The 22,649-nt window shown below is 57.9% G+C and carries 23 protein-coding genes; 13 read left to right on the top strand and 10 right to left on the bottom strand.

Features of this window, described 5'->3' with window-relative positions:
* Positions 1 to 55 precede the first annotated feature (55 nt).
* The 5 genes from INF58_RS00195 to tsgA all read right to left on the bottom strand — a co-directional run bounded on the left by INF58_RS00195 (position 56) and on the right by tsgA (position 6,189).
* On the bottom strand, positions 56 to 226 hold the full coding sequence (locus INF58_RS00195; protein ID WP_008503029.1) for a YhfL family protein: 171 nt from the start codon (positions 224 to 226) through the stop codon (positions 56 to 58).
* Between the two features lie 143 nt (positions 227 to 369).
* The gene (gene cysG, locus INF58_RS00190) at positions 370 to 1,743 is read right to left on the bottom strand and encodes a siroheme synthase CysG (RefSeq protein ID WP_063865750.1); all 1,374 of its coding nucleotides are present in this window, start codon (positions 1,741 to 1,743) and stop codon (positions 370 to 372) included.
* 134 nt (positions 1,744 to 1,877) lie between these two features.
* A complete protein-coding gene (gene nirD / locus INF58_RS00185) occupies positions 1,878 to 2,204 on the bottom strand; it encodes a nitrite reductase small subunit NirD (RefSeq protein ID WP_063449497.1) in 327 nt (108 codons plus the stop codon).
* Entirely contained in the window at positions 2,201 to 4,744 is a 2,544-nt protein-coding gene (nirB, locus tag INF58_RS00180; RefSeq protein WP_063865753.1) for a nitrite reductase large subunit NirB, read from the bottom strand. Before nirB ends, nirD begins: the two co-directional genes overlap by 4 nt.
* A 260-nt stretch (positions 4,745 to 5,004) precedes the next feature.
* Positions 5,005 to 6,189, bottom strand: a complete 1,185-nt coding sequence (tsgA, locus tag INF58_RS00175) for an MFS transporter TsgA (protein ID WP_063449495.1) — start codon at positions 6,187 to 6,189, stop codon at positions 5,005 to 5,007.
* Between the two features lie 278 nt (positions 6,190 to 6,467).
* Here tsgA and ppiA point away from each other — a divergent pair, with 278 nt between their 5' ends.
* From ppiA to INF58_RS00155, 4 genes are all read left to right on the top strand, one after another.
* Complete coding sequence (ppiA, locus tag INF58_RS00170) at positions 6,468 to 7,040, top strand: peptidylprolyl isomerase A (RefSeq protein ID WP_022649614.1); 573 nt, start codon at positions 6,468 to 6,470, stop codon at positions 7,038 to 7,040.
* Between the two features lie 105 nt (positions 7,041 to 7,145).
* Positions 7,146 to 7,730 (top strand): putative adenosine monophosphate-protein transferase Fic, encoded by a 585-nt coding sequence (locus tag INF58_RS00165; protein WP_193526768.1) that lies wholly within the window; start codon positions 7,146 to 7,148, stop codon positions 7,728 to 7,730.
* Positions 7,731 to 7,760: 30 nt separating this feature from the next.
* A complete protein-coding gene (gene pabA / locus INF58_RS00160) occupies positions 7,761 to 8,324 on the top strand; it encodes an aminodeoxychorismate synthase component 2 (RefSeq protein WP_193526767.1) in 564 nt (187 codons plus the stop codon).
* An 87-nt stretch (positions 8,325 to 8,411) separates the two neighbouring features.
* Positions 8,412 to 9,632, top strand: a complete 1,221-nt coding sequence (locus INF58_RS00155) for an aspartate aminotransferase family protein (RefSeq protein WP_172807012.1) — start codon at positions 8,412 to 8,414, stop codon at positions 9,630 to 9,632.
* Here INF58_RS00155 and INF58_RS00150 read toward each other — a convergent pair.
* Both INF58_RS00150 and crp read right to left on the bottom strand, forming a co-directional pair.
* Positions 9,629 to 11,716 carry a YccS/YhfK family putative transporter gene (locus tag INF58_RS00150; protein ID WP_063449491.1) on the bottom strand — a complete coding sequence of 696 codons (2,088 nt, stop codon included), beginning with the start codon at positions 11,714 to 11,716 and terminating at the stop codon, positions 9,629 to 9,631. The genes INF58_RS00155 and INF58_RS00150 overlap by 4 nt on opposite strands.
* Before the next feature lie 57 nt (positions 11,717 to 11,773).
* Positions 11,774 to 12,406: a cAMP-activated global transcriptional regulator CRP gene (gene crp / locus INF58_RS00145; RefSeq protein ID WP_000242758.1), complete on the bottom strand. Its 633-nt coding sequence runs from the start codon at positions 12,404 to 12,406 to the stop codon at positions 11,774 to 11,776.
* Positions 12,407 to 12,717: 311 nt separating this feature from the next.
* Between crp and INF58_RS00140 the strand changes: the two genes are divergently transcribed.
* A complete protein-coding gene (locus INF58_RS00140) occupies positions 12,718 to 13,122 on the top strand; it encodes an OsmC family protein (protein ID WP_063449490.1) in 405 nt (134 codons plus the stop codon).
* Between the two features lie 85 nt (positions 13,123 to 13,207).
* Here INF58_RS00140 and INF58_RS00135 read toward each other — a convergent pair whose 3' ends face one another.
* Genes INF58_RS00135 through INF58_RS00125 form a run of 3 tightly spaced genes read right to left on the bottom strand, consistent with a single transcriptional unit; the run spans position 13,208 to position 15,345 of the window.
* Complete coding sequence (locus tag INF58_RS00135; RefSeq protein ID WP_063449489.1) at positions 13,208 to 14,077, bottom strand: phosphoribulokinase; 870 nt, start codon at positions 14,075 to 14,077, stop codon at positions 13,208 to 13,210.
* 30 nt (positions 14,078 to 14,107) lie between these two features.
* Positions 14,108 to 14,326 carry a YheU family protein gene (locus INF58_RS00130; RefSeq protein ID WP_003861664.1) on the bottom strand — a complete coding sequence of 73 codons (219 nt, stop codon included), beginning with the start codon at positions 14,324 to 14,326 and terminating at the stop codon, positions 14,108 to 14,110.
* Positions 14,323 to 15,345 carry a hydrolase gene (locus INF58_RS00125; RefSeq protein WP_063449488.1) on the bottom strand — a complete coding sequence of 341 codons (1,023 nt, stop codon included), beginning with the start codon at positions 15,343 to 15,345 and terminating at the stop codon, positions 14,323 to 14,325. The genes INF58_RS00130 and INF58_RS00125 overlap by 4 nt, the downstream gene beginning before the upstream one ends.
* Before the next feature lie 228 nt (positions 15,346 to 15,573).
* Here INF58_RS00125 and mdcA point away from each other — a divergent pair, with 228 nt between their 5' ends.
* The 8 genes from mdcA to mdcH all read left to right on the top strand — a co-directional run bounded on the left by mdcA (position 15,574) and on the right by mdcH (position 22,620).
* On the top strand, positions 15,574 to 17,229 hold the full coding sequence (gene mdcA, locus INF58_RS00120) for a malonate decarboxylase subunit alpha (protein ID WP_063449487.1): 1,656 nt from the start codon (positions 15,574 to 15,576) through the stop codon (positions 17,227 to 17,229).
* Positions 17,229 to 18,086 carry a triphosphoribosyl-dephospho-CoA synthase gene (locus INF58_RS00115; RefSeq protein WP_193526766.1) on the top strand — a complete coding sequence of 286 codons (858 nt, stop codon included), beginning with the start codon at positions 17,229 to 17,231 and terminating at the stop codon, positions 18,084 to 18,086. The genes mdcA and INF58_RS00115 overlap by 1 nt, the downstream gene beginning before the upstream one ends.
* Before the next feature lie 9 nt (positions 18,087 to 18,095).
* A complete protein-coding gene (gene mdcC / locus INF58_RS00110; protein ID WP_015571419.1) occupies positions 18,096 to 18,395 on the top strand; it encodes a malonate decarboxylase acyl carrier protein in 300 nt (99 codons plus the stop codon).
* Positions 18,388 to 19,221: a biotin-independent malonate decarboxylase subunit beta gene (locus tag INF58_RS00105; RefSeq protein WP_063865774.1), complete on the top strand. Its 834-nt coding sequence runs from the start codon at positions 18,388 to 18,390 to the stop codon at positions 19,219 to 19,221. The genes mdcC and INF58_RS00105 overlap by 8 nt, the downstream gene beginning before the upstream one ends.
* Complete coding sequence (gene mdcE, locus INF58_RS00100; RefSeq protein WP_193526811.1) at positions 19,221 to 20,021, top strand: biotin-independent malonate decarboxylase subunit gamma; 801 nt, start codon at positions 19,221 to 19,223, stop codon at positions 20,019 to 20,021. Before INF58_RS00105 ends, mdcE begins: the two co-directional genes overlap by 1 nt.
* Positions 20,022 to 20,144: 123 nt before the next feature.
* Positions 20,145 to 21,104 carry an AEC family transporter gene (locus tag INF58_RS00095; RefSeq protein WP_063449483.1) on the top strand — a complete coding sequence of 320 codons (960 nt, stop codon included), beginning with the start codon at positions 20,145 to 20,147 and terminating at the stop codon, positions 21,102 to 21,104.
* A gap of 2 nt (positions 21,105 to 21,106) precedes the next feature.
* The gene (locus INF58_RS00090; protein WP_193526765.1) at positions 21,107 to 21,724 is read left to right on the top strand and encodes a malonate decarboxylase holo-ACP synthase; all 618 of its coding nucleotides are present in this window, start codon (positions 21,107 to 21,109) and stop codon (positions 21,722 to 21,724) included.
* Positions 21,724 to 22,620: a malonate decarboxylase subunit epsilon gene (mdcH, locus tag INF58_RS00085; protein ID WP_193526764.1), complete on the top strand. Its 897-nt coding sequence runs from the start codon at positions 21,724 to 21,726 to the stop codon at positions 22,618 to 22,620. The genes INF58_RS00090 and mdcH overlap by 1 nt, the downstream gene beginning before the upstream one ends.
* Positions 22,621 to 22,649: the final 29 nt, after the last annotated feature.

Here is a 22,649-nt window from a genome sequence, read left to right as displayed (position 1 = left end):
TACGGACTCAATAAAAAACCGGGAAATTCCCGGTTTTTTTACGCCTGAAAAACGCTTACTGCTGTGCCGCCGGGCCGCAACCGCCAATGATCTTCGAAATGGAGATCGCCGGGTGCAGCAGGTAATCATAGCTGCAATTATTTTTAGTATTTTGAACGTGACCGGTGCAGGCCGTCAGAGTTGATAACAGGCCGACCAGAACGGCAGCTTTTGCCAGTTTGAACATACGCATTCCTTGTCTAAAAATCTAAAATTGGATGTAACACGAGGGAATAAATGAAAAAGTTCCATTATGCGGGCGGTATGTTATCGACTGAGGTATGAAGGGAGTAGTCCGCATAAGGACTACTCCAGGAAGAGAGACTATGATTAGTGGTTTGAGAACCAGTTCAGCTTTTCGCGCAGCTCAACCACGCGTCCAACAACGATCAGCGCCGGGCTTTGAACCTGCTGCGCCAGCTCGCCCAGCTGCGTCAGCACGCCATCAACCACGCGCTGCGTAATGGCGGTACCGTTTTCTACCAGCGCGACCGGCATATCTGCTTCCATGCCGTGCTCCAGCAGTTTCGCCTGAATAGTGGCGGCCTGATTTAGCCCCATATAGAAGACCAGCGTCTGCTTTTCAGCGGCCAGATTATGCCAGTCCAGCTCGCTGCCGGTTTTCAGGTGTCCCGTTACCAGGCGCACGCTCTGGGCATAATCGCGGTGGGTCAACGGGATACCGGAATAGGCAGAACAGCCGGATGCCGCCGTAATGCCCGGCACCACGGAGAACGGAATACCGGCGTTGCACAGGGTTTCCAGCTCTTCGCCGCCGCGACCAAAGATAAACGGATCGCCACCCTTCAGGCGCACCACGCGCTTACCTTTTTGCGCTTCCCGCAGCAGGATCTGGTTGATCTCTTCCTGCGGCACGCAGTGATAGCCCGCCCGTTTGCCGACGAACACGCGGTCAGCATCCCGGCGTACCAGGTTCATGATGTCATCAGAAACCAGACGGTCATACACCACGATATCGGCCTGCTGGATCTGCTGTAGGCCTTTCAGCGTCAGCAGGCCCGCATCGCCGGGACCTGCGCCCACCAGCACCACTTCACCGCGGTGATCCAGCGGTTCAGAGAGAAGCTGCTCGGTGGTCTCTTCAACCGCCTTTGCGTCCTGATTGGCCAGCGACTGCGCCAGCCTGTCGTTGACAAAGAACTTCTCCCAGAAGCGACGGCGTTCGCCCACTGTTGAGAAGGTTTGCTTCACGCGGGAGCGAAGCTGCCCTGCGTAATGCGCAATCTGGCCGAGATGCTGCGGCAGCACGGCCTCCAGTTTTTCCCGCAGCAGGCGCGCAAGCACGGGCGAGCGGCCGCCGGACGACACCGCAATCATCAGCGGTGAACGGTCGATAATCGACGGCATGATAAAGCTCGCCTCTTTCGGCGCATCCACCACGTTACAGAAGATGCGGCGCGCTTCGCAGGCGTCGCTGACGCGCTGGTTAACGTCATCGTTATCCGTTGCGGCGATGGTCAGCCAGCAGGTTTCCAGCAGGGATTCATCAAATTCGCCCTGCACCAGCGTGAGCATCCCTTCCTGCGCCCAGACGTCAAACTGTGGGGCGAAGGTGAGGGCGTTAACGGTCAGGCGGGCGCCAGCCTCCAGAAGCAGGCGGGCTTTGCGCTCAGCCACATCGCCGCCACCCACGAGCAGGCAGTCGCGGTTGCGTAATTGACAAAAAATCGGCAGGTGATCCACGACGTTACCTCACAGCATTCATAGCGGGGGAAGAATTGACGTCAGGATAACAGCAGGGATCGTACAGAACATACGGTTTTTCCTGCTGCTACCCACAAGAGGTCATAAGCCTTTCCTATTGGAAAGGCGGAGGGTTACGCTTTCAGCTGCACCTCGCCGTCCTTCACGCGGACGTCGTAGTGCTTCACAGAGAAGCTTTCGTCTTCCATGCAGCGCCCGTCGGTTAAGCGGAAGCGCTGCTTTTTCAGCGGGCTGGCGACCCACAGGTCGCCCTGGTGTTCCGCAATCAGACCGCGGGAGAGCACGCTGGCCTCAAAGAACGGGTCGATATTGCTGATGGCAAAGACCTGTTCATCGTGGCGAGGGCGGAAAATCGCCACCTGCTCGTTACCCAGCAAAGCACAGACGCCGGTTGCTGGCAGAATGTCGTTAATGTTGCAGATGTTTACCCACTGGCTCATGCGTTTTCCTCCACCAGCATCACCGGAATGCGTTCATACGGGGTTGCAGGACGATGCTGTTCGCGCTCCGGCACCACCTGCACGTTCGGGTCGCGCTGGGTGCTGTTGATAAAGTGTTTGAAGCGCGTCTGCGCCGCAGGCGTGTTCACGGTTTCGGTCCACTCGCAGATCACCGCCTCGCGCAGGCGAGCCATCTCGGACTCCAGCTGTTCGTTCAGACCCAGCTTGTCGTCAATGATGACCGACTTCAGGTAGTCGATACCGCCTTCTAGATTATCCAGCCAGGACGCGGTACGGGTCAGCTTATCGGCGGTACGAATGTAGAACATCATGAAGCGGTCGAGATACTTGATCAGCGTATCGCGATCGAGATCCGCCGCCAGCAGATCCGCGTGGCGAGGTTTCATCCCGCCGTTGCCGCACACGTACAGGTTCCAGCCTTTCTCGGTGGCGATGATACCCACGTCTTTACCCTGCGCTTCCGCACATTCACGGGTACAGCCTGAGACGCCGAACTTCATTTTGTGCGGAGTACGGATGCCTTTGTAGCGGTTTTCCAGCTCGACGCCGAAGCCCACGCTGTCGCCAACGCCGTAGCGGCACCAGGTGCTGCCCACGCAGGTTTTCGCCATGCGCAGCGCTTTGGCATACGCGTGACCGGTTTCGAAGCCCGCTTCAATCAGCTGACGCCAGATTTCCGGCAGATCATCTTTCTGCGCACCAAACAGGCCGATACGCTGGGAACCGGTGATTTTGGTGTACAGGTTAAACTCTCGGGCGATACGGCCCACGGCGACCAGCCCTTCCGGAGTAATTTCCCCTCCGGCAGAACGCGGGATCACCGAGTAAGTCCCGTCTTTCTGAATATTGGCCAGGAAGTTGTCGTTTGTGTCCTGAAGTGGGGTGTGCTCTGGTTTGAGCACATACTCGTTCCAGCAGGACGCCAGCAGGGAACCGACGGTCGGCTTACACACTTCACAGCCGTAGCCCTGGCCATGTTTCTCCAGCAGCTCGTCGAAGGTTTTGATGCCTTCCACACGGATCAGGTGATATAGCTCCTGGCGAGAGTAAGCGAAGTGCTCGCACAGGTTATTGTTCACTTCGATGCCCTGTTTCGCCAGTTCAGCGTTCAGCACCTGCGTGACCAGCGGAATACAGCCGCCGCAGCCGGTACCGGCTTTGGTTTCGGCCTTCAGCGCCGCAACGGTGTGGCAGCCTTTGTTGATGGCGGAGATCAGCATGCCTTTGGTGACGTCGAAGCAGGAGCAAATCTGCGCGCTGTCCGGCAGTTTATCTACGCCGATCGACGGTTTACCGCTGGAGGCATGTGCCGGCAGGATCAGCGCGTCCGGGTTTTCCGGCAGCTCAATGGCGTTCAGCACCAGCTGGAGCAGGTTACCGAAGTCGCTGGTATCGCCCACCAGCACCGCACCGAGCAGGGTTTTGTTGTCCTGGCTGACGATAAGGCGTTTGTAGACCTCTTTGCTTTCGTCCAGATAGACGTAGCTGCGGGAGTTCGGGGTACGGCCATGCGCATCGCCAATGCCGCCTACGTCCACGCCCAGCAGCTTCAGCTTGGCGCTCATGTCTGCGCCGGTAAAGGCGTTTTCGTTGCCGAGGATATGGTCAACGGCAACCTGCGCCATTTTGTACCCTGGCGCCACCAGACCGTACACGCGGTTATTCCAGCTGGCGCACTCGCCGATGGCGTAGATATCCGGATCGGAAGTCTGGCAGGTATCGTTGATCATGATCCCGCCGCGCTGGGCGACGGCCAGGCCGCACTGCGTGGCGAGCTTGTCGCGTGGACGAATACCGGTGGAGAAGACGATGAAGTCCACTTCCAGCTCGCTGCCGTCGGCAAAGCGCATGGTTTTACGCGCTTCGGTACCTTCCTGCACGATCTCTTTGGTGTTTTTGCTGGTGTGAACCTTCACGCCCATGCTTTCGATTTTACGGCGTAGCTGATCGCCACCCATGTGGTCCAGCTGTTCCGCCATCAGCATCGGGGCAAATTCGATGACGTGGGTTTCAACGCCGAGGTTTTTCAGCGCGCCTGCCGCTTCCAGGCCCAGCAGACCACCGCCGACAACCGCACCGCGTTTGCTCCGACGTGCGCAGGATTCAATGGCGTTGAGGTCTTCAATGGTACGGTAAACGAAGCAATCCTGGGTTTCCGACCCTTTAATCGGCGGGATCCACGGATACGAGCCAGTCGCCATGATCAGCTTATCGTAAAAAACCGTACGCCCGGCGCTGGAGTGGATCACTTTCTCCTGACGGTTGATGGTGATAGCGCGTTCGCCCACCAGCACTTTTACGCCATGCTTCTCGTAGAACCCGTCGCGCACCAGAGAGAGCTCTTCGGCGGTATGGTGGGAGAAGTAGGAAGACAGGTGCACACGGTCGTACGCCTTGCGGGGTTCTTCACAGAACACGGTAATATCGAACTGGTCAGCATCGGCTTTATCGAGAAGATCCTCAATAAAGCGGTGGCCGACCATGCCGTTACCGATGATAGCGAGTCTGACTTTGCTCATTTTTGCCTCGATTTCTTTTCTATTACTGCCTACCTTAACGATTCAGCAGAGGCACTTATTGATGCAAATCAAATACGCCTGCACCTACCCCTTAGTGGGTATATCTATGATTTGTCAGGATTTTTATAAGTGGCGGATATTGTTCGTTTTTTGTGCTTGCTTGTTTTTTGCACAAATTTAGTGGGGTTTTTTACGAATCGGCAGTCAGAGCGGGTAAGCAGGGTAAAACCCCTTTGCAGAACGCAAAGGGGTGATGGCGATTAGTGGGTAGCCGTTGCCGTATTGTGCTGGCGGTGACGGGTCACAAAGCCCAGCACGAAGCACATGATAAACACCACGGCGTACAGACCATTAGCGGTATGCAGCGCCGCCAGCGGGCCGCTGTGCGCTACGATCGGGCCAGTGACCACGAAGGTCAGCATGGTGCCGATGGTGCCGCAGGTCAGCACGAAGTTCACCAGCTTTGGCGAGGCCACTTTGGTCTGGAGTGAGCCAAGGGTGATGATTGAGGTATAAATCGCGCTGGAGAAGAAGCCCAGGGTCAGAATGAACCACGGCATATGTTCCGGGGAACCGTTGATGAACAGATACATCAGCACGGTCGCCAGACCCGCCAGAACGGTCAGAATACGTTGCAGGTCGAAGAAGCGCAGGATGAAGCTAAAGGCCCACATGCCGAACATGTAAGACATCCAGAAATCGCTCACCAGCTTGCCCGCGTCGTTCAGGCTCATGCCCAGACCTTTTGCGTATTCCGGTACCCACGAGATAAAGCCCAGCTGACCGAGGATGTAGCACAGGGCGGCAATGGAGAGGAATAGCACGCCGATACCCCATTTTTCCTTCGCCACCGGCTCTGAGGTGGTCTGCGCTTTTTTGCCGAGTACCGGGAAGTCACAGCCGAAGGTCAGAATGAAGATCGCGACATAGACCAGGCCGATACAGGCGTATACCCAGTACCATTCAATGCTGCGCGCGAGAAGATACGCGGCGACCATCGGGAAAATCATCCCGGCCATGCTGAAGAAGGAGTCGGTAAACAGCAGACGCGCGCCGCGCTGGCGGCCTTCATACATATGGGTGATCAGGAACGTACCGATCGACATGGTGATCCCGCTCACCAGGCCCAGCACGAACATGGCGGCGGAGAACAGGGCGATGCTGTGGCTCAACATCAGGCCCGCCACGGCGGCAACCATCAGCACGAAGCCGAAGCGCAGCTGGGTTTTCAGCGGCACGATTTCCATCAGCCAGGCATTCAGGAAAATAGAGATCAGGATCCCTGCGTTCAGGAAGGTGAAGGTGTTACTCATGCTGGAAACGGGCAGCTGGAAATACTCTGCGATATTACCCATCACCATCCCGGTGACGATCACCAACGCGCCAGTCAGGGCGTAAGAGAAGAAGCTGATCCATGTGAGCTTGATGCGATTGCTGTTAGTCATGTCTGGCCTGTTAAAAGTAAAGAAAAACGCATGGACTGCGTTTGAGCGGGCAGATTTTAGTCGCGAAAGTGATCTAATTAAATCTTTTAAGAAAATTTTGAGCACAATTGCAGGCTTTAACGTGATAAAGATCACATTCTATCGCGTGTTGAACAATCGTTTGCGCGGTAATAATTGTTTCAATTTCGTAAAATTAGGTAAAAGACTGGTCTGGGTTCATACTGCTCTTTAGAATCAAGCCATTCGCTTTTTATACTGCGCTTTGTTAAGGAATTCTCATGCTCAAATCAACACTGGCGGCTGTCGCAGCTGTGTTTGCTCTTTCTGCCGTTTCCCCTGCTGCGCTGGCAGCCAAAGGAGACCCTCACGTCCTGCTGACTACCTCTGCGGGGAATATTGAGCTGGAGCTGGATAGCCAGAAAGCCCCCGTTTCCGTGAAAAACTTCCTCGACTACGTGAACAGTGGTTTTTATAACAACACCACGTTCCACCGCGTGATCCCGGGCTTTATGATTCAGGGCGGCGGTTTCAACGAGCAGATGCAGCAGAAAAAGCCTAACCCGCCAATCAAAAATGAAGCGGATAACGGCCTGCTGAACAAGCGCGGCACCATTTCCATGGCGCGTACGGCGGATAAAGACAGCGCCACCAGCCAGTTCTTCCTCAACGTGGCAGACAACGCTTTCCTGGATCACGGCCAGCGCGACTTTGGCTATGCGGTCTTCGGTAAAGTGGTGAAAGGCATGGACGTGGCGGACAAGATCTCTCAGGTTCAGACCCACGATGTCGGTCCATACCAGAATGTGCCGTCTAAGCCAGTGGTGATCCTCTCCGCGAAAGTGCTGCCGTAATCGTTCTTCCACACGGGCATATCCTGCCCGTGTCTTTCCCTCCTCCCAGCGAAAGCGCGTTTTGCTGCTTATACTTGTGGCAAACGGACTATTCAGGGAGGCGTAGTGAAAAAACTCACCGACAAGCAAAAATCCCGACTCTGGGAGCAACAGCGTAGCGTCAATCTTCAGGCCAGCCGCCTTCTTGAAAAAGGCAAGGGTCCAGCTGAACCCGATATTGAGACGCTGGAACTGGGGCCTCCTGCACCGGGTTTACCCCATCTGTGCCTTATTCATCGCCATTTATTCCGCAACGAAATGAAAGGGGCTGGTGAGCTGCGCACCGCCGATATTTCCAAAGGCGACATTCCTTTTTGCCATTTCGAGTACATCGAGAAGGTGGGGAATGAGCTGATGGCTTCGCTGGAAACCGATAAATATCTGGTTGGCCTTCCGAAAGAGGATTTCACAGACAAAATGAGTCACTACTACTGTGAAATCAACATGCTACATCCGTTTATGAGCGGCAATGGCGTGGCCCAGCGGATCTTCTTTGAGCAGCTGGCGATCCATGCGGGCTACGTGCTGAACTGGCAGGGTATCGACCCGGACGACTGGGCCGCCGCCAACCAGAGCGGGGCGATGGGGGATCTGGCCGCCCTGAACGCCATCTTTGCTAAAGTAGTGAGCGAAGCGCGGGGATCTGAGTAGAATAGGGCGGCAATTTTTTCGGGGGCCGCCATGATTCTGCTGATTGATAACTACGATTCCTTTACCTGGAACCTTTACCAGTATTTTTGTGAGCTGGGGGCAGAGGTGGTTGTCCGCCGTAACGACGAGATCGTGCTGGCAGACATTGACACGCTGGCTCCCCGGAAAATCGTGATTTCGCCGGGGCCGTGTACCCCGTCGGAGTCCGGTATCTCCCTGGAGGCGATCCGCCACTACGCGGGCAGGCTGCCGATTCTGGGCGTCTGCCTGGGCCATCAGGCCATTGCGCAGGTTTTTGGCGCGACCATTGTCCGTGCCGCGAAAGTCATGCACGGTAAAACCTCGCCGGTCACGCACACCGGTACGGGCGTATTCTCAGGACTCAACAATCCGCTAACCGTGACGCGCTACCATTCGCTGGTGATCGATCCGCCGACGCTCCCGGCCTGCTTCGAGGTTACCGCCTGGAGCGAGACGCAGGAGATCATGGGCATTCGTCACCGGGACTGGGATCTTGAAGGCGTGCAGTTCCACCCGGAAAGCATCCTGAGCGAGCAGGGGCACGCGCTGCTGGCGAATTTCCTCAACCGCTGAATATCTGTTGCCTTGTTGTGATTTTTTATGCATATTTTGTGATTATATTTTCACAATCACTGTGACATAAAAATGGATGGTCATGACATGGCAACTGAACAACCAGCAATTACCCGCGCGACATTCGATGAAGTGATCCTGCCGATTTATGCACCGGCTGAGTTTATTCCGGTAAAAGGGAAAGGCAGCCGCGTGTGGGATCAGCAGGGCAGAGAGTACGTGGATTTCGCGGGCGGTATTGCGGTGACGGCGCTGGGCCATTGCCATCCAGCGCTGGTGGACGCGCTGAAAACCCAGGGCGAAACCCTGTGGCACACCAGCAACGTTTTCACCAACGAACCGGCGCTGCGCCTGGGCCGTAAAATCATCGATGCAACCTTCGCCGAACGCGTGCTGTTTATGAACTCCGGCACCGAAGCCAACGAAACCGCGTTCAAGCTGGCGCGCTATTACGCAACCACACGCCACAGCCCGTATAAAACCAAAATCATCGCCTTCCATAACGCTTTCCACGGTCGCTCGTTCTTTACCGTTTCCGTGGGCGGACAGCCGAAGTATTCCGACGGCTTTGGCCCGAAACCAGCGGACATCATCCACGTGCCGTTTAACGATCTGCACGCGGTAAAGGCGGTGATGGACGACCACACCTGCGCGGTGGTGGTCGAGCCGATTCAGGGGGAAGGCGGCGTCACGGCGGCTACCCCGGAATTTCTGCAAGGACTGCGCGAGCTGTGCGATGCGCATCAGGCGCTGCTGGTGTTTGATGAAGTGCAGTGTGGAATGGGGCGTACCGGGGATCTGTTCGCTTACATGCACTACGGCGTCACGCCGGATATTCTGACCAGCGCGAAAGCGCTCGGCGGCGGCTTCCCGGTTAGCGCGGTGCTCACCACCCAGGATATCGCGTCCGCGTTCCACGTCGGCTCACACGGCTCCACCTACGGCGGTAATCCGCTGGCGTGCGCCGTGGCGGGCGCGGCGTTCGACATCATCAACACGCCGGACGTTCTGAACGGCGTGAATGCGAAACGCGACCTGTTTGTGAAACACCTTAAAAAGATTGATGAACAGTACGACGTGTTCAGCGAGATCCGCGGCATGGGGCTGCTGATCGGCGCCGAGCTGAAGCCGCAGTATAAAGGTCGCGCGCGCGATTTCCTGCACGCCGCCGCCCATGAAGGCGTCATGGTACTCAACGCCGGGCCGGACGTGATGCGTTTTGCGCCGTCGCTGGTGGTGGAAGAGAACGACATTGAAGACGGGTTAACCCGCTTTGCCGCGGCGGTCGCGAAGATTGTAAAAGGCTAATACGCCGTCCGCTTCAACCTGCGGGTTAACCAAATCCCGTGATGCGGACGCTGACGCCATGCCACCGAGGAAATGGTGTGCATGGTGTTCAGGTGCCCGAGAACGCGCTGCAAATGCTGCTCCAGGGTGCTCATCGGGCCGTGGGTGAGTGTTTCCGGCGCTTCCAGAATATTTGACTCTCCCGACTCGCCCGGCGCGTCATACTCCAGACGCTGCTGACAGCGCTGCAACGCAATTTCACACGACTGCAAATAGCGCTGCGCCAGGTCTGGCGTCAGCATGGTGTGCTCGCGCGCCAGCGTGGTCATGGCGTTGATGTGCTCGACGATAAACTGGCTGTGCGTCACCCACAGCTTCATGTCCGCCAGGTAGTGCGCGTTAAAGCCCGGCTCCTGCATGGCCTGGTTCAGGGAGTTGAACAGGGCGTTATGCGCCTGGTTGACCTTCATGCGTTCGTAGGCCAGCGGGGAAGGCTGCGGGTCGTCGCTCAGGATCAGGCGAATGGCCTGCTGATCGGCCTCCAGCGCGTCGTGGGCGTTCTGCCTCAGCAGCCCGCTCTGCCACTGTGGCCACAGCCAGACCATACCGCCAAAGGCGATCAGACAGCCAATCAGCGTATCGACCAGCCGGGCAATAATAAACTGTTCCCCGTTAAGCGTGAGCAGTTGCAGGGTATACACCGCCGTCACCGTAAAGCCCACCATCGCCCAGCCGTAGTTTTTGCGGATGATCAGATAGCTCACTAAAGTGATCGCCAGCATACCGGCCAGGGTATAGCCCTCCGGCACGTGGAAGTGCAGCGTCACGCCCGCGATAATCAGCCCCGCCATCGTGCCGCCCGCACGATGCAGAATCCGGACCCGCGTGGCGCCATAGCCGTTCTGGGTAACAAACAGTACGGTCATTAAGATCCAGTAGGGTTTCGGCAGGTGCAGGGCCATTCCCATCAGGCTGGCGATGCTCAGCATCACGCTGATCCGCGCGGCGTTGCGCAGGGCGGAAGACTTCAGCGACAGGTAGCTTTTCAGCGCGGGCAGCAGCGGGAGCCGTTTTTGCTTATCGGCCATCAGGTCGCGGGCATAAAGCGGGCGCTGGGTGCGCAGCACGCGGGCGATGCGGCTGAAATGCCAGGCGGCAAATTGCCCGACCGGGTTATCCGCGTGCTGACGCGCAATCTTTTCCAGCGCGCCGAGCTGTTTATCCATGTTAAAGCGCGTCGGATAGCGGTGATAGAGAATATCATCAGCCAACACCCGCAGGCGCGCCGCGACGGTCTGCGCGTTCCAGCGGATCACTGCTTCCGCATGGCTGCGCTCCACCAGCTTTTGCACCTCTTCCGGATTATGCAGGCTGACGGAGATATGCTCCTGCAAATCCAGCCCGACCTGGAAGGTACGCAGCAGCCGCTTGTATTCATGATTTTTATTGGCGGCAAGCATGTGCAGCTGCTGGTAGCACTGGCTGATCAGATCCACCACTTTTTGCTGCCGCTCCAGCAGCGGCGGCAGGGATTTTTCCGGGTCGGTATGCTGAGTGAGCAGGGTGTATTTTGCTTCGCAGTATTCAGCAAGCTGCACGTAGAGCAGGCTCAGGGATTCACGCAGCGGCTGTTCCCGCCACAGCCAGAACCAGAACCAGTTAAACAGCCCGTACCACAGCGTGCCGAGGGCGTAGATCAGCAATGGCTCCCACACAGGCATATTGCCCGCAAGGCTTAAGGTGAAGATGGCGGCTATCAGCGACGCGGGAAGCAGGCGGGCGTGCAGCGAGCTGATTTCAGCGGTTACGCCGAGCGTCATCGCCAGCACGGTCAGGATCAGCGGCAGCGGAATGTCGCGGGCCAGTAAAAGCTGCACGGCCAGGCTACAGCCGGCAAACAGGCAGCCGCCAATAATCAGGCGTTTGAAAAAGCGTTTATGCGGCGTGTCCAGACCGGCAATGTTGCAGCAGGCGGGCACGAGAGAAAACAGCAACCCCTGCTGAAGATGTCCGAGGAGCAGGCCCACGGCCACGGGGAGACACAACACCAGCGTTTGTCGCAGTGCGTAGTTAACTTCCGGGTGATAGATCAGCCTGCGCCACATGAGGAGTAGAGACAAAAACGGCGTGCCACCCTGCGGCGGCACGCCGTCTGACCGGAATTAACGGGTCCCGTAAACCACGATGGTTTTACCGTGGGCGGAGATCAGGTTCTGGTCTTCCAGCATCTTCAGGATACGGCCCACTGTTTCACGGGAGCAGCCGACAATCTGACCGATTTCCTGGCGGGTAATTTTAATTTGCATACCGTCAGGGTGGGTCATGGCGTCCGGCTGTTTCGCCAGGTTCAGCAGCGTCTGCGCGATACGACCGGTTACGTCCAGGAAAGCAAGGTTACCCACCTTCTCAGAGGTCACTTGCAGACGGCGTGCCATCTGGGAAGATAGACGCATCAGGATGTCAGGGTTGACCTGAATCAGCTGACGGAATTTCTTGTAAGAAATTTCAGCCACTTCACATGCTGTTTTTGCACGAACCCAGGCGCTACGTTCCTGGCCTTCTTCAAACAGGCCCAGTTCACCGATAAAATCGCCCTGGTTCAGATAAGAAAGGATCATCTCTTTCCCTTCTTCATCTTTGATCAGCACGGCCACCGAGCCTTTAACGATGTAATACAACGTTTCCGCTTTTTCACCCTGGTGAATCAGCGTGCTCTTTGATGGGTACTTATGAATGTGGCAATGAGACAAGAACCATTCGAGAGTCGGGTCTGTTTGCGGTTTGCCAAGCACCATGCGCTGTTATCCTCTGTTATAAGCTGTCACCAGAGTCATAAGATGCATCCGGACTCTGGGGTTGCAATCGAATTCTTACCCATACCCTGGGAAGTCGGCTGTCGTAACGTTTCGCAGCCAGTAAAGTTTGATGTCCTCTGCATACATGTGTAACGTCAATGTATTACTGTAGCATCCAGAGTGTTTTAGCATAGCTTTCGCTGCGTGTCTCCTGGTGTCTCGCTTCAGCATGACGCAGGTCGCCTTCCGTTGCGAGAAATGTAACGTACACGTAATCTGTCATAAAAAATGCAACGTTGGAGTGAGTGAATATGCAAGCGCGTGTGAAATGGGTTGAAGGGTTAACGTTCCTGGGCGAGTCGGCCTCCGGGCACCAGGTTTTGATGGACGGTAACTCCGGCGATAAAGCCCCAAGCCCGATGGAAATGGTGCTGATGGCGGCAGGGGGATGCAGTGCGATCGACGTGGTGTCGATCCTGCAAAAAGGCCGTCATGACGTGACCGATTGTGAAGTGAAGCTGACGTCAGAACGTCGCGAAGAGGCGCCACGCCTGTTCACGCACATCAATCTGCATTTTGTTGTCACCGGGAAAGCGCTGAAAGACGCGGCGGTGTCACGCGCGGTGGATCTCTCAGCGGAGAAGTACTGCTCCGTGGCGTTGATGCTGGAGAAAGCGGTAAACATCACCCATTCGTATGAAGTGATCGAGGCTTAATCTTTTGGCGGGTGGCGTTTCGCTGACCCGCCCTACAAAAGCATGACCGTAGGCCCGGTAAGCGCAGCGCCACCGGGCAAAAAAATCACGCGATCTGCTTCCCTTCCATCAGCCGCTGCACCAGCGGCGTCATGATCAGCTCCATCGCCAGCCCCATTTTTCCGCCCGGCACCACTAACGTATTCATGTGCGAAATAAACGAGCCTTGCAGCATCGCCAGCAGCCAGGGGTAATCGATGCCTTCCAGGTTGCGGAAGTGGATCACCACAAAGCTTTCGTCCAGCGAGGGAATGCTTTTCGCGGCGAACGGGTTAGAGGTATCCACGGTGGGCACGCGCTGGAAGTTAATGTGGGTGCGGGAGAACTGTGGCGTCAGGAAGTTGATGTAGTCTTCCATGGAGCGCACCACCGAGTCCATCACCGCTTCACGCGAGTGGCCGCGCTCGCTGATGTCGCGCGTCAGCTTCTGGATCCACTCAAGGTTAACAATCGGCACCACCCCTACCAGCAAATCCACGTGGCGCGCCACGTCGTGCTGAGGCGTCACCACGCCGCCGTGCAACCCTTCGTAAAACAGCACGTCAGTCGGTTCCGGCAGCGGCTGCCAGGGCGTGAACGTGCCGGGTACCTGGTTCCAGGGAACGGCTTCATCGTAGGTGTGCAGATACTTGCGGGACTGTCCGGTGCCGCTTTGCCCGTATTCGCGGAAGGTTTGCTCCAGCAGGCCGAAGTCATTCGCCTCCGGACCAAAGTAGCTGATGTGTTTACCCAGATCGCGCGCCTTGCGGATGGCCATGTCCATCTCCGGGCGCGTGTAGCGGTGAAAGCTGTCGCCCTCTACCTCTGCCGCCCGTAAATTCAGCTGTGCGAAGATCTTGCGAAAGGCGAGGCTGGTGGTGGTGGTTCCCGCCCCGCTCGAACCCGTAACGGCAATAACCGGATGTCTGGCAGACATAGCAACTCCCTGACTGGAAAAGTTTTAAGATCAGCCATGAAACGCGTTGCGGGGCATGATATTGACCGTCTCATGCAGTTCGGACCATACCAGCACCACGTCGCCGCTTTTAAGCTGGCGCTTAACATCGTTGACCTTTTGTTCAAGCGAACGTTCATGTTCACCATAATCGGTGCCTTCGCGCAAGACAAAGCTTTCAATCAGATTATCGAGCGTTTCGGGAGAGAGATCCTGCCAGGGAATAATCATTTTTTACCGTCCAGATAAGCCGTTAGCCAGTCGGGAATACGCGTCTCAAGCCACATTTTAGGCCGACGCAGCGTGCCGCCAACAAAGCCGACGTGTCCGCCGAACTCGGTAAGCTGATACTGCACGTTGGCCGGCAGATAATCGGGCGCGGGGATCGAGTGATGATCCATAAACGGATCGTCTTTGGCGTGGATAATCAGCGTGGGTTTCGTGATTTGATTCAGTAAAGGCATGGCGCTGCACTGACGGTAATAGTCGATTGCATCGGCAAAGCCGTGAATTTTCGAGGTGATCAAATCATCAAACTCGCGCAGGCGCTTCACGCGTTTAAGCTGTTGCAGCGTCACAGGCAGCGTATCCGGGTAGGCCTTCAGCTTGCGCGCGGCGTTGGCTTTCAGCAGGTTGAGCAGGTAACGCTGGTAGACTCGCGAAAACCCCTTTTCCATATGATAGCTGCACTGCTCAAGCATAAATGGCGCGGAGACAATAACCGCCGCGTCCAGCGGTACGGCGTCGCTCTCTTTCGCCAGCAGGCAGGCCAGCATATTGCCGCCCAGCGAGTATCCCACCGCTGCCGTTGGCGCGGCGCCAAAACGGTCTCTCAGCCAGCGCAGAAACCAGGTGCCGTCCTCGGTTTCACCCGAGTGATAGATGCGTTTCTGGCGATTTGGCTCGCCGCTGCATCCGCGAAAGTGCATTACGACCCCAAGCCAGCCGCGGGCCTTCGCCGCCTCGATGAGGCCGTGGGCGTAAGGGCTGTGCAGGCTGCCTTCCAGACCGTGAAACACCACCAGACGAGGTTTATGTTTGGCCCGCTCCGGATCTTCGCTCCAGGCAAGATCCAAAAAGTCGCCATCCGGCAAATCCAGGCGTTGCCAGTGAGGGGCGAACCGTACCTTGCGCCGGATCAGGCGCGGCAGCATGGTTTGCAGGTGGGGGTTAGCCACCCCGCGCATGGGCACAAACTCTGCGCTCTCTTCGGCTGCAATGTCGAAGTCTGAGGGAATGATTTGGGTCATAAGGGCGATGCTGATTCTTGTCAGTAATTAACTATACCTTCCGGATTGTACCCCGTTTAGCCCGTTTTTCCGAAATATGAACTGATCCCGATCACATTTCCTTACCTTGTTTATTACTCTCAAGCTAATGATTCCGTCCTACGCTTAATTGATGCCTTTCTCACCAGAGCGCACACTTTACTCAACGTCAGGCAAATCAGAATGATGTGCTGAATCAGGAGGTTAATAATGTTATCTGGGCAAACTCCCACCCGGCAATGGAACACCCGACGCACTGAGAAAGCGCGTCGTCTGGCATCCGTACCGGTACAGGGCAAGGTACTGCCAACGGGCGATCTTGTCGCCATGCTGGAAAAACTGATCGCACCAGGCGACAAAGTCGTTCTGGAAGGTAATAACCAGAAGCAGGCGGATTTCCTTTCCCGTTCACTGGCGGAAGTGAACCCGCAAATCGTACATGACCTGCATATGATCATGCCGAGCGTGGGCCGCAGCGAACATCTGGACATCTTTGAGAAAGGTATCGCCCGCAAGCTGGATTTCTCCTTCTCCGGTACGCAAAGCCTGCGCATTTCGCAGCTGCTGGAAGATGGTCAGCTCGAAATCGGTGCGATTCACACCTACATCGAACTCTATTCACGTTTATACGTCGACCTGTCGCCAAACGTGGCGCTGATTGCCGGTTTTAAAGCGGACCGCAAAGGCAATCTTTATACCGGGGCGAGTACCGAAGATACCCCGGCGCTGGTGGAAGCTGCCGCGTTCCACGACGGTATCGTCATCGCACAGGTGAACGAACTGGTGGACGACGAGTGCGACCTGCCGCGCGTTGATATCCCGGGCTCGTGGATCGATTACGTGGTGGTGGCGGACAAGCCGTTCTTTATTGAACCGCTCTTCACCCGCGACCCGCGCCTCATCAAACAGGAACATATCCTGATGGCGATGATGGCAATTAAAGGCATCTACGCGGAGCACCAGGTGCAGTCCCTGAACCACGGGATCGGCTTTAACACCGCGGCGATTGAGCTGCTGCTGCCAACCTACGGCGAACAGCTCGGGCTCAAAGGCAAAATCTGTAAACACTGGACCCTGAACCCGCATCCAACGCTGATCCCCGCCATCGAAAGCGGCTGGGTGGAGAGCGTCCACTGCTTCGGCGGCGAGCTGGGGATGGAAGAGTACATCCGCGCTCGTCCGGACGTGTTCTTTACCGGTGCAGACGGCTCTATGCGCTCTAACCGCGCCTTCTGCCAGCTGGCAGGTCAGTACGCGGTGGATATGTTTATCGGCTCTACGCTACAGGTTGATGGTTACGCGAACTCCTCAACCGTGACCCGCGGTCGTCTCTCCGGCTTCGGTGGCGCGCCAAACATGGGCCACGATCCGCACGGTCGTCGCCACGCCACGCCGGCCTGGCTGAACATGATCACCGAGCCGGACCCAATGCAGCGCGGTAAAAAGCTGGTCGTGCAGATGGTGGAAACTTTCCAGGCGGGCGTGAAGCCAACCTTCGTGGAAAAACTCGACGCCGTAGACGTGGCGAAAGCCTCCGGTATGCCGCTGGCGCCGGTCATGATTTACGGTGATGACGTCACCCACGTGCTGACGGAAGAGGGGATTGCGTACCTCTACCGGGCGAAAGATCTGGAAGAGCGTCGCGCGATGGTCGCCGCCGTGGCGGGTATTACCGATATCGGTCTGGGCGTGGATGCCAAACGCGTGGCGGAACTGCGCCAGAGCGGGAAGGTGGTTTATCCGGAAGATATGGGTATTCGTCGCACCGACGCCACTCGCTCTCTGCTGGCCGCAGGCAGCGTGTCCGACCTCGTTGAGTGGTCCGGCGGTCTGTATAACCCACCTGCGAAATTCCGGAGCTGGTAATGAAACTTCTGCCCCAGATCCAGGTTGAAGGCGGTGCCGAATGGCTGGCGCGAACCGCCACGCAGTGTCTGATTGACGAAGCACGCTTAAGCCCGAAACCCGGTCTGGTGGACAGCCGGGGGAACGGCGCGCACCACGATTTATCGCTTGCGCTGATGGAGCGTTCCGCCCACAGCCTGACCCCCTCGTTTCAGGCGATGGCGCAGCAGAGCTGGCAGCGTCCGGCGGATATTGCCCTCAGGCAAACCGTTGGCCGCCTGGGTCGCGAAGGTGAACGGCAGATGATGGCCGCTACCGACGGCGTGAATACGCACCGTGGCGCGATCTGGGCTTTAGGTCTGCTGGTGAGCGCGGTGGCGATGCTGGGCGGTGATGCCAGCGCGCAGGCCGTCGCGAACACCGCCGCGCAGCTGGCGAAACTGCCGGACGACGCGGCACCAAAAGTGTTCAGCAAAGGGTTACGCGCCACGCACCGCTACCGCGTGCCGGGCGCGCGTGAAGAGGCTCAGCAGGCGTTTCCGCACGTTATGCAGCGCGCGCTGCCGCAGCTTCGCCTCAGCCGTTTCAACGGCAGCAGCGAAACGCACGCCAGGCTTGACGCGCTGATGGCGATCATGACCTCGCTCACCGATACCTGCGTGCTGTCGCGCGCTGGAATGGAGGGTCTGGACGCCATGCAGAACGGTGCCCGTGCGGTGCTGAACGCCGGAGGATGCGCAACGCTTGCCGGACAGCAGGCGCTGGCGCGGTTAGACCGTCAGATGCTGACGCTCAACGCCTCGCCGGGCGGTGCCGCAGACCTGCTTGCCGCCACGCTGTTTCTTGACCGCATCGAAACGCCCTATTCAAAGCATTAAGAGGATGTTATGGAAAAAATTACATTGACCGTGCCCGCCAGCCGCGAAGTAAGCGGCAGGGCGCTGGCAGGGGTAGTCGGTTCCGGGGATATGGAGGCGCTTTTCACCGCCGAACCGGGCCAGACCTTAACCATTGATATCACCACCTCCGTCGACAACAGCCGCGGACGCTGGGAGGCGTTGTTCAACCGCCTGCAAACCGTCAGCAGCCTGCCCGCAGGCAAACTGACCATCCACGATTTCGGCGCGACGCCGGGCGTGGCGCGCATTCGTATCGAACAGGTCTTTGAAGGGGTGAATCATGCGTGATGACAGCAGCTTTATCGAACTAAAAGCGCGCCAGCGTGCGCAGGCATTGCTTGACGACGGCAGCTACCGCGAACTGCTGGATCCGTTTGAAGGCATTATCTCTCCATGGCTTGGGCCACAGGGGATTGTTCCTCAGTCCGACGACGGCATGGTGGTCGCGAAAGGGACCATCAACGGCCAGCCTGCGGTAGTCGTGGCGATTGAAGGCACCTTCCAGGGCGGCAGCATGGGCGAAGTGTCCGGCGCCAAAATGGCGGCGGCGCTGGAGTTGGCGGCGGAAGATAACCGCAACGGCATTCCGACTCAGGCGGTACTGTGCCTCGAAACCGGTGGCGTACGTTTGCAGGAAGCCAACCTTGGCCTGGCGGCGATTGCCGATATCCACGCCGCGATCGTTGACCTGCGTCGCTATACCCCGGTCGTCGGGATTGTCGCCGGGACCGTAGGTTGCTTCGGCGGGATGTCTATCGCCGCGGCGCTGTGCAGCTACCTGATTGTGACCCGCGAAGCGCGTCTTGGCCTCAACGGTCCGCAGGTTATTGAGCAGGAAGCGGGCATTGAAGAGTACGACTCCCGCGACCGTCCGTTTATCTGGAGCATGACCGGCGGTGAAGTGCGCTATGAAAGCGGGCTGGTAGACGCGCTCGTCGGCGACGGCGTGAACGCGGTGAAAGCCGCGATGAACGAGGCCATCGCCAAAGGCGTACCGGCGAAACATCGCACCGATAACTACGACGATTACCTGAACCGTCTGACGAATTTCGACACCCGCAAACAGGCCGATGCCGAACAGATTAAAGCGCTTTTTGCCCGGGAGGTGAAATGATGAGTACTTCAATAAGCCGTGGCGAACTCTGGCTGGAAACCCTCGCTCCTCACGCCAAACGTCTGGAAGGGTTATGCCCGTCCGTGCAGGCGGCAGACGGCGAGCTGAACGGTGAAACGGTGCGCTTTGTCGCCGTGGTGCCGGACGCCAACAACCACTTCCCGCGCGCGGCGCAAGGGGAAGTCGGCCTGCTGGAAGGCTGGACGCTGGCAAAAGTGGTCAGCGAAACCGTAGCCGCTGACGCTGATAAAGCCGTGAAGCGCCCGATTGTGGCGGTGATCGACGTCCCAAGCCAGGCCTATGGTCGTCGCGAAGAGGCGTTTGGTATCCACCAGGCGCTGGCCGGAGCCGCTGCCGCCTACGCCAACGCGCGTTTAGCGGGGCATCCGGTGATTGGTCTTATCGTCGGTAAGGCCATGTCTGGCGCGTTTCTGGCGCACGGCTACCAGGCTAACCGCCTGATTGCCTTCAACGATAAAGGCGTGCTGATCCACGCGATGGGCAAAGAGTCTGCGGCGCGCATTACGCTGCGCACCGTAGAGGCGCTGGAAAAACTGGCGGCAACCATCCCGCCAATGGCGTACGACATCAGCAACTACGCCACGCTGGGGCTGCTTTCTGACCTGCTGGACATCAGCAATCCGGATGCCCCTTCCGATAACGATCTGACGCTGGTGAAAACCACCCTGCAACAGGCCATCAGTGACGCTCGTCAGGACACCACGTTGAAAAACCGTCTGGGTGCTGACAACCGCCGCAGCTCGGCGCTCGTACGTGAACGCATGCGAGCCAACTGGTAAGTAACAAGAGACCTGCCAGATGCATCACCCCGTGGGCGCACCCGCTGCGTCCACGCGGGGAGCTGCATCCTGAAAATAATAAACATCGCGCCAGTGCTTAAACTTTTTTACTACAGGTGATTTATGACTTACGTAATTGTTCATGCTCTTGCACCGATTTTCGTCATCATGCTGCTGGGATTCTGGGCCGGTAAGGCAAAGATGGTCGATAACAAAAATGTTTCCCTGCTGAATATCTTCGTTATGGATTTTGCACTCCCTGCCGCGCTGTTCAGCGCCACCGTGCAAACCCCGTGGACCGGCATTGTGGCGCAGTCGCCGCTGATCCTGGTTCTCACTCTGGCGATGTGGATCACCTATGCGGCCATCTACTTCCTCGCCACCAAAGTCTTTAAAAAATCCCCGCAGGATGCGGCCGTGCTGACGCTGACCGTCGCCCTGCCAAACTATGCGGCGCTCGGCCTGCCGATTCTGGGCAGCGTGCTGGGTGAAAGTTCTTCTACTTCACTCTCCGTAGCGGTCTCCATCGCCTGTGGTTCGGTGCTGATGACCCCGTTCTGCCTGCTGATTCTGGAGCGTGAGAAAGCCCGCGCCGAAGGCAATAACTCCGGTTCAACGCTTTCCATGCTGCCGGTGCTGATGTGGCGTTCCATTAAAAAACCGATCGTGATGGGCCCGCTGTTGGGTGTGATCCTGTCCGCTATCGGCATCACAATGCCAGAGCTGGTACTGGCGGCGATTAAACCGCTGGGACTGTCCGCGACCGCTGCGGCGCTGTTCCTGACCGGGGTGATCCTCTCCGCGCGTAAGCTTCAGATCAACACCATGGTGATCACCTCCACCATCGCTAAGCTGCTCATCCAGCCAGCGATTGCCTGGGGTATCGTCTTGATCTTCGGTCTGCACGGCTCCGTGGCGATCACCGCCATCCTGATGATTGCGCTGTCCGCGGGCTTCTTCGGCGTCGTGTTCGGTAACCGCTTTGGCGTGCAGTCGCCGGATGCAGAAGCCGTGCTGCTGTTGAGCTCCGTACTGTGTATCCTGTCGCTGCCGCTGTTTATTTCGCTGACTTCAGGAATGTAATCATGACCACAACATTACGCCCCCACGACCTTATCTGGCTTACCGCGCGTGACGCGCTGGAAGGCGTCACCGACTCCTGGGTGGACGCGGCCTGGCATACCGGGCTGCCGGTAGTGGTACGGCGTGATGTTGATAGTGAAGGCCGTATTCCCGTTGGCGTGCGCGGTTTGCGTCGCGACCAGCGTGCGGCCGGATGGGTGAAGCCCGGGAACGTGCTGCGCGTGGTTTCGCCTGAAGATTTGTGCGTCACCGCCGATCTGCTGCGTTCGCCGTTTGTCACTCAGCCGCCGGTTCAGGTGGCGCTTCAGCTTGCTCAGCAGTCGTGGCCGTGGACGTGGGGGATAACCGGCAGTACGGGTTACGCGCTGGCGACCAGTATTCCGGTGATCCACGCCGACAGCGATCTCGATCTGCTCATCCGCGCTCCGCACGCCGTGTCACCTGACGCGTTTACCGGCTGGCAGGCTCAGCTTGGCCGCGCGCTGTGCCGGGCGGATACGCAGGTGGATACGCCCGAGGGCGGATTCGCGCTGGCGGAATGGTTACGCGATGGCAAAACGCTGCTGAAAACTCGCCGTGGACCGCGCCTGGTGGCGGATCCATGGCACAGGGAGGAGTAATGAAAATACTGTTTACCTTTCCGGGGCAGGGCACCCAGCATGAAGGTATGCTGCAAAACCTGCCGGGAACGGAGCTGGAGCAGGCCCGTGCCGTGCTGGGGGCGGAAGTCGATACCCTGGACAGCGCAGCCTCGCTGACCCATACCCGCGCGGTTCAGCTTTCACTGTTAATTGCCGGCGTGTCCTGGGCGTGCGAGCTGGAACGTCGCGGCGTGTCGCCGGATATCGTCAGCGGTTTATCGATTGGCGCTTATCCCGCGGCGGTAGTGGCGGGCGCGCTGGCGTTTACGGACGCGCTGAAGCTGGTGGCGCTGCGTGGCGATCTGATGGAGCAGGCGTATCCGCACGGCTACGGCCTGACGGCGATAATGGGGTTGACCCTGCCGCAGGTGGAAAACCTTATCCAGGGGACAGAAACCTATATCGCTAACCTGAATGCCGAAACGCAGATCGTTATAGCCGGAACCGATGACGGCATGGCGCAGGTGGCGGAACGCGCGCTGGCGAAGGGTGCGAGCAAGGCCAAACGGCTGGCGGTAAGCGTGCCGTCGCACTGCGAGCTGCTGGCGGAACCGGCGCAGAAGCTGGTGGCGGCGTTTGAATCGGTCACGCTTTCACGCCCCCGCTGCGCGTACCTGAGCGGCAGTACCGGGCGCGTGCTCTGGCAGCCAGAAAGAATTGCCGATGACCTGGCGATGAACATGGCGCGCACCGTGCGCTGGCAGGAGGCAGTCATTTCCGCCAATGAACGCGAAGCGCGGCTGGCGATTGAGATGCCGCCAGGGGGCATATTGACCTGCCTGACGCGTCAGGCGGCCTGGGAAGGGGAATCCATTTCGCTGGAGCGCAGCGGGGTGGACGTGGCGGTGCATCTGGCAGGGCGGCTTCAGCGGTGAGTTTGATGCCCGGTGGCGGCTGCGCCTTA

It is taken from the genome of Enterobacter cloacae complex sp. P24RS (assembly GCF_014982165.1).
In the GTDB taxonomy this organism is placed as follows: domain Bacteria; phylum Pseudomonadota; class Gammaproteobacteria; order Enterobacterales; family Enterobacteriaceae; genus Enterobacter; species Enterobacter quasihormaechei.
Note: the sequence above shows the minus strand (reverse complement) of the source record. Positions and strands in the feature narration are given on the sequence as shown.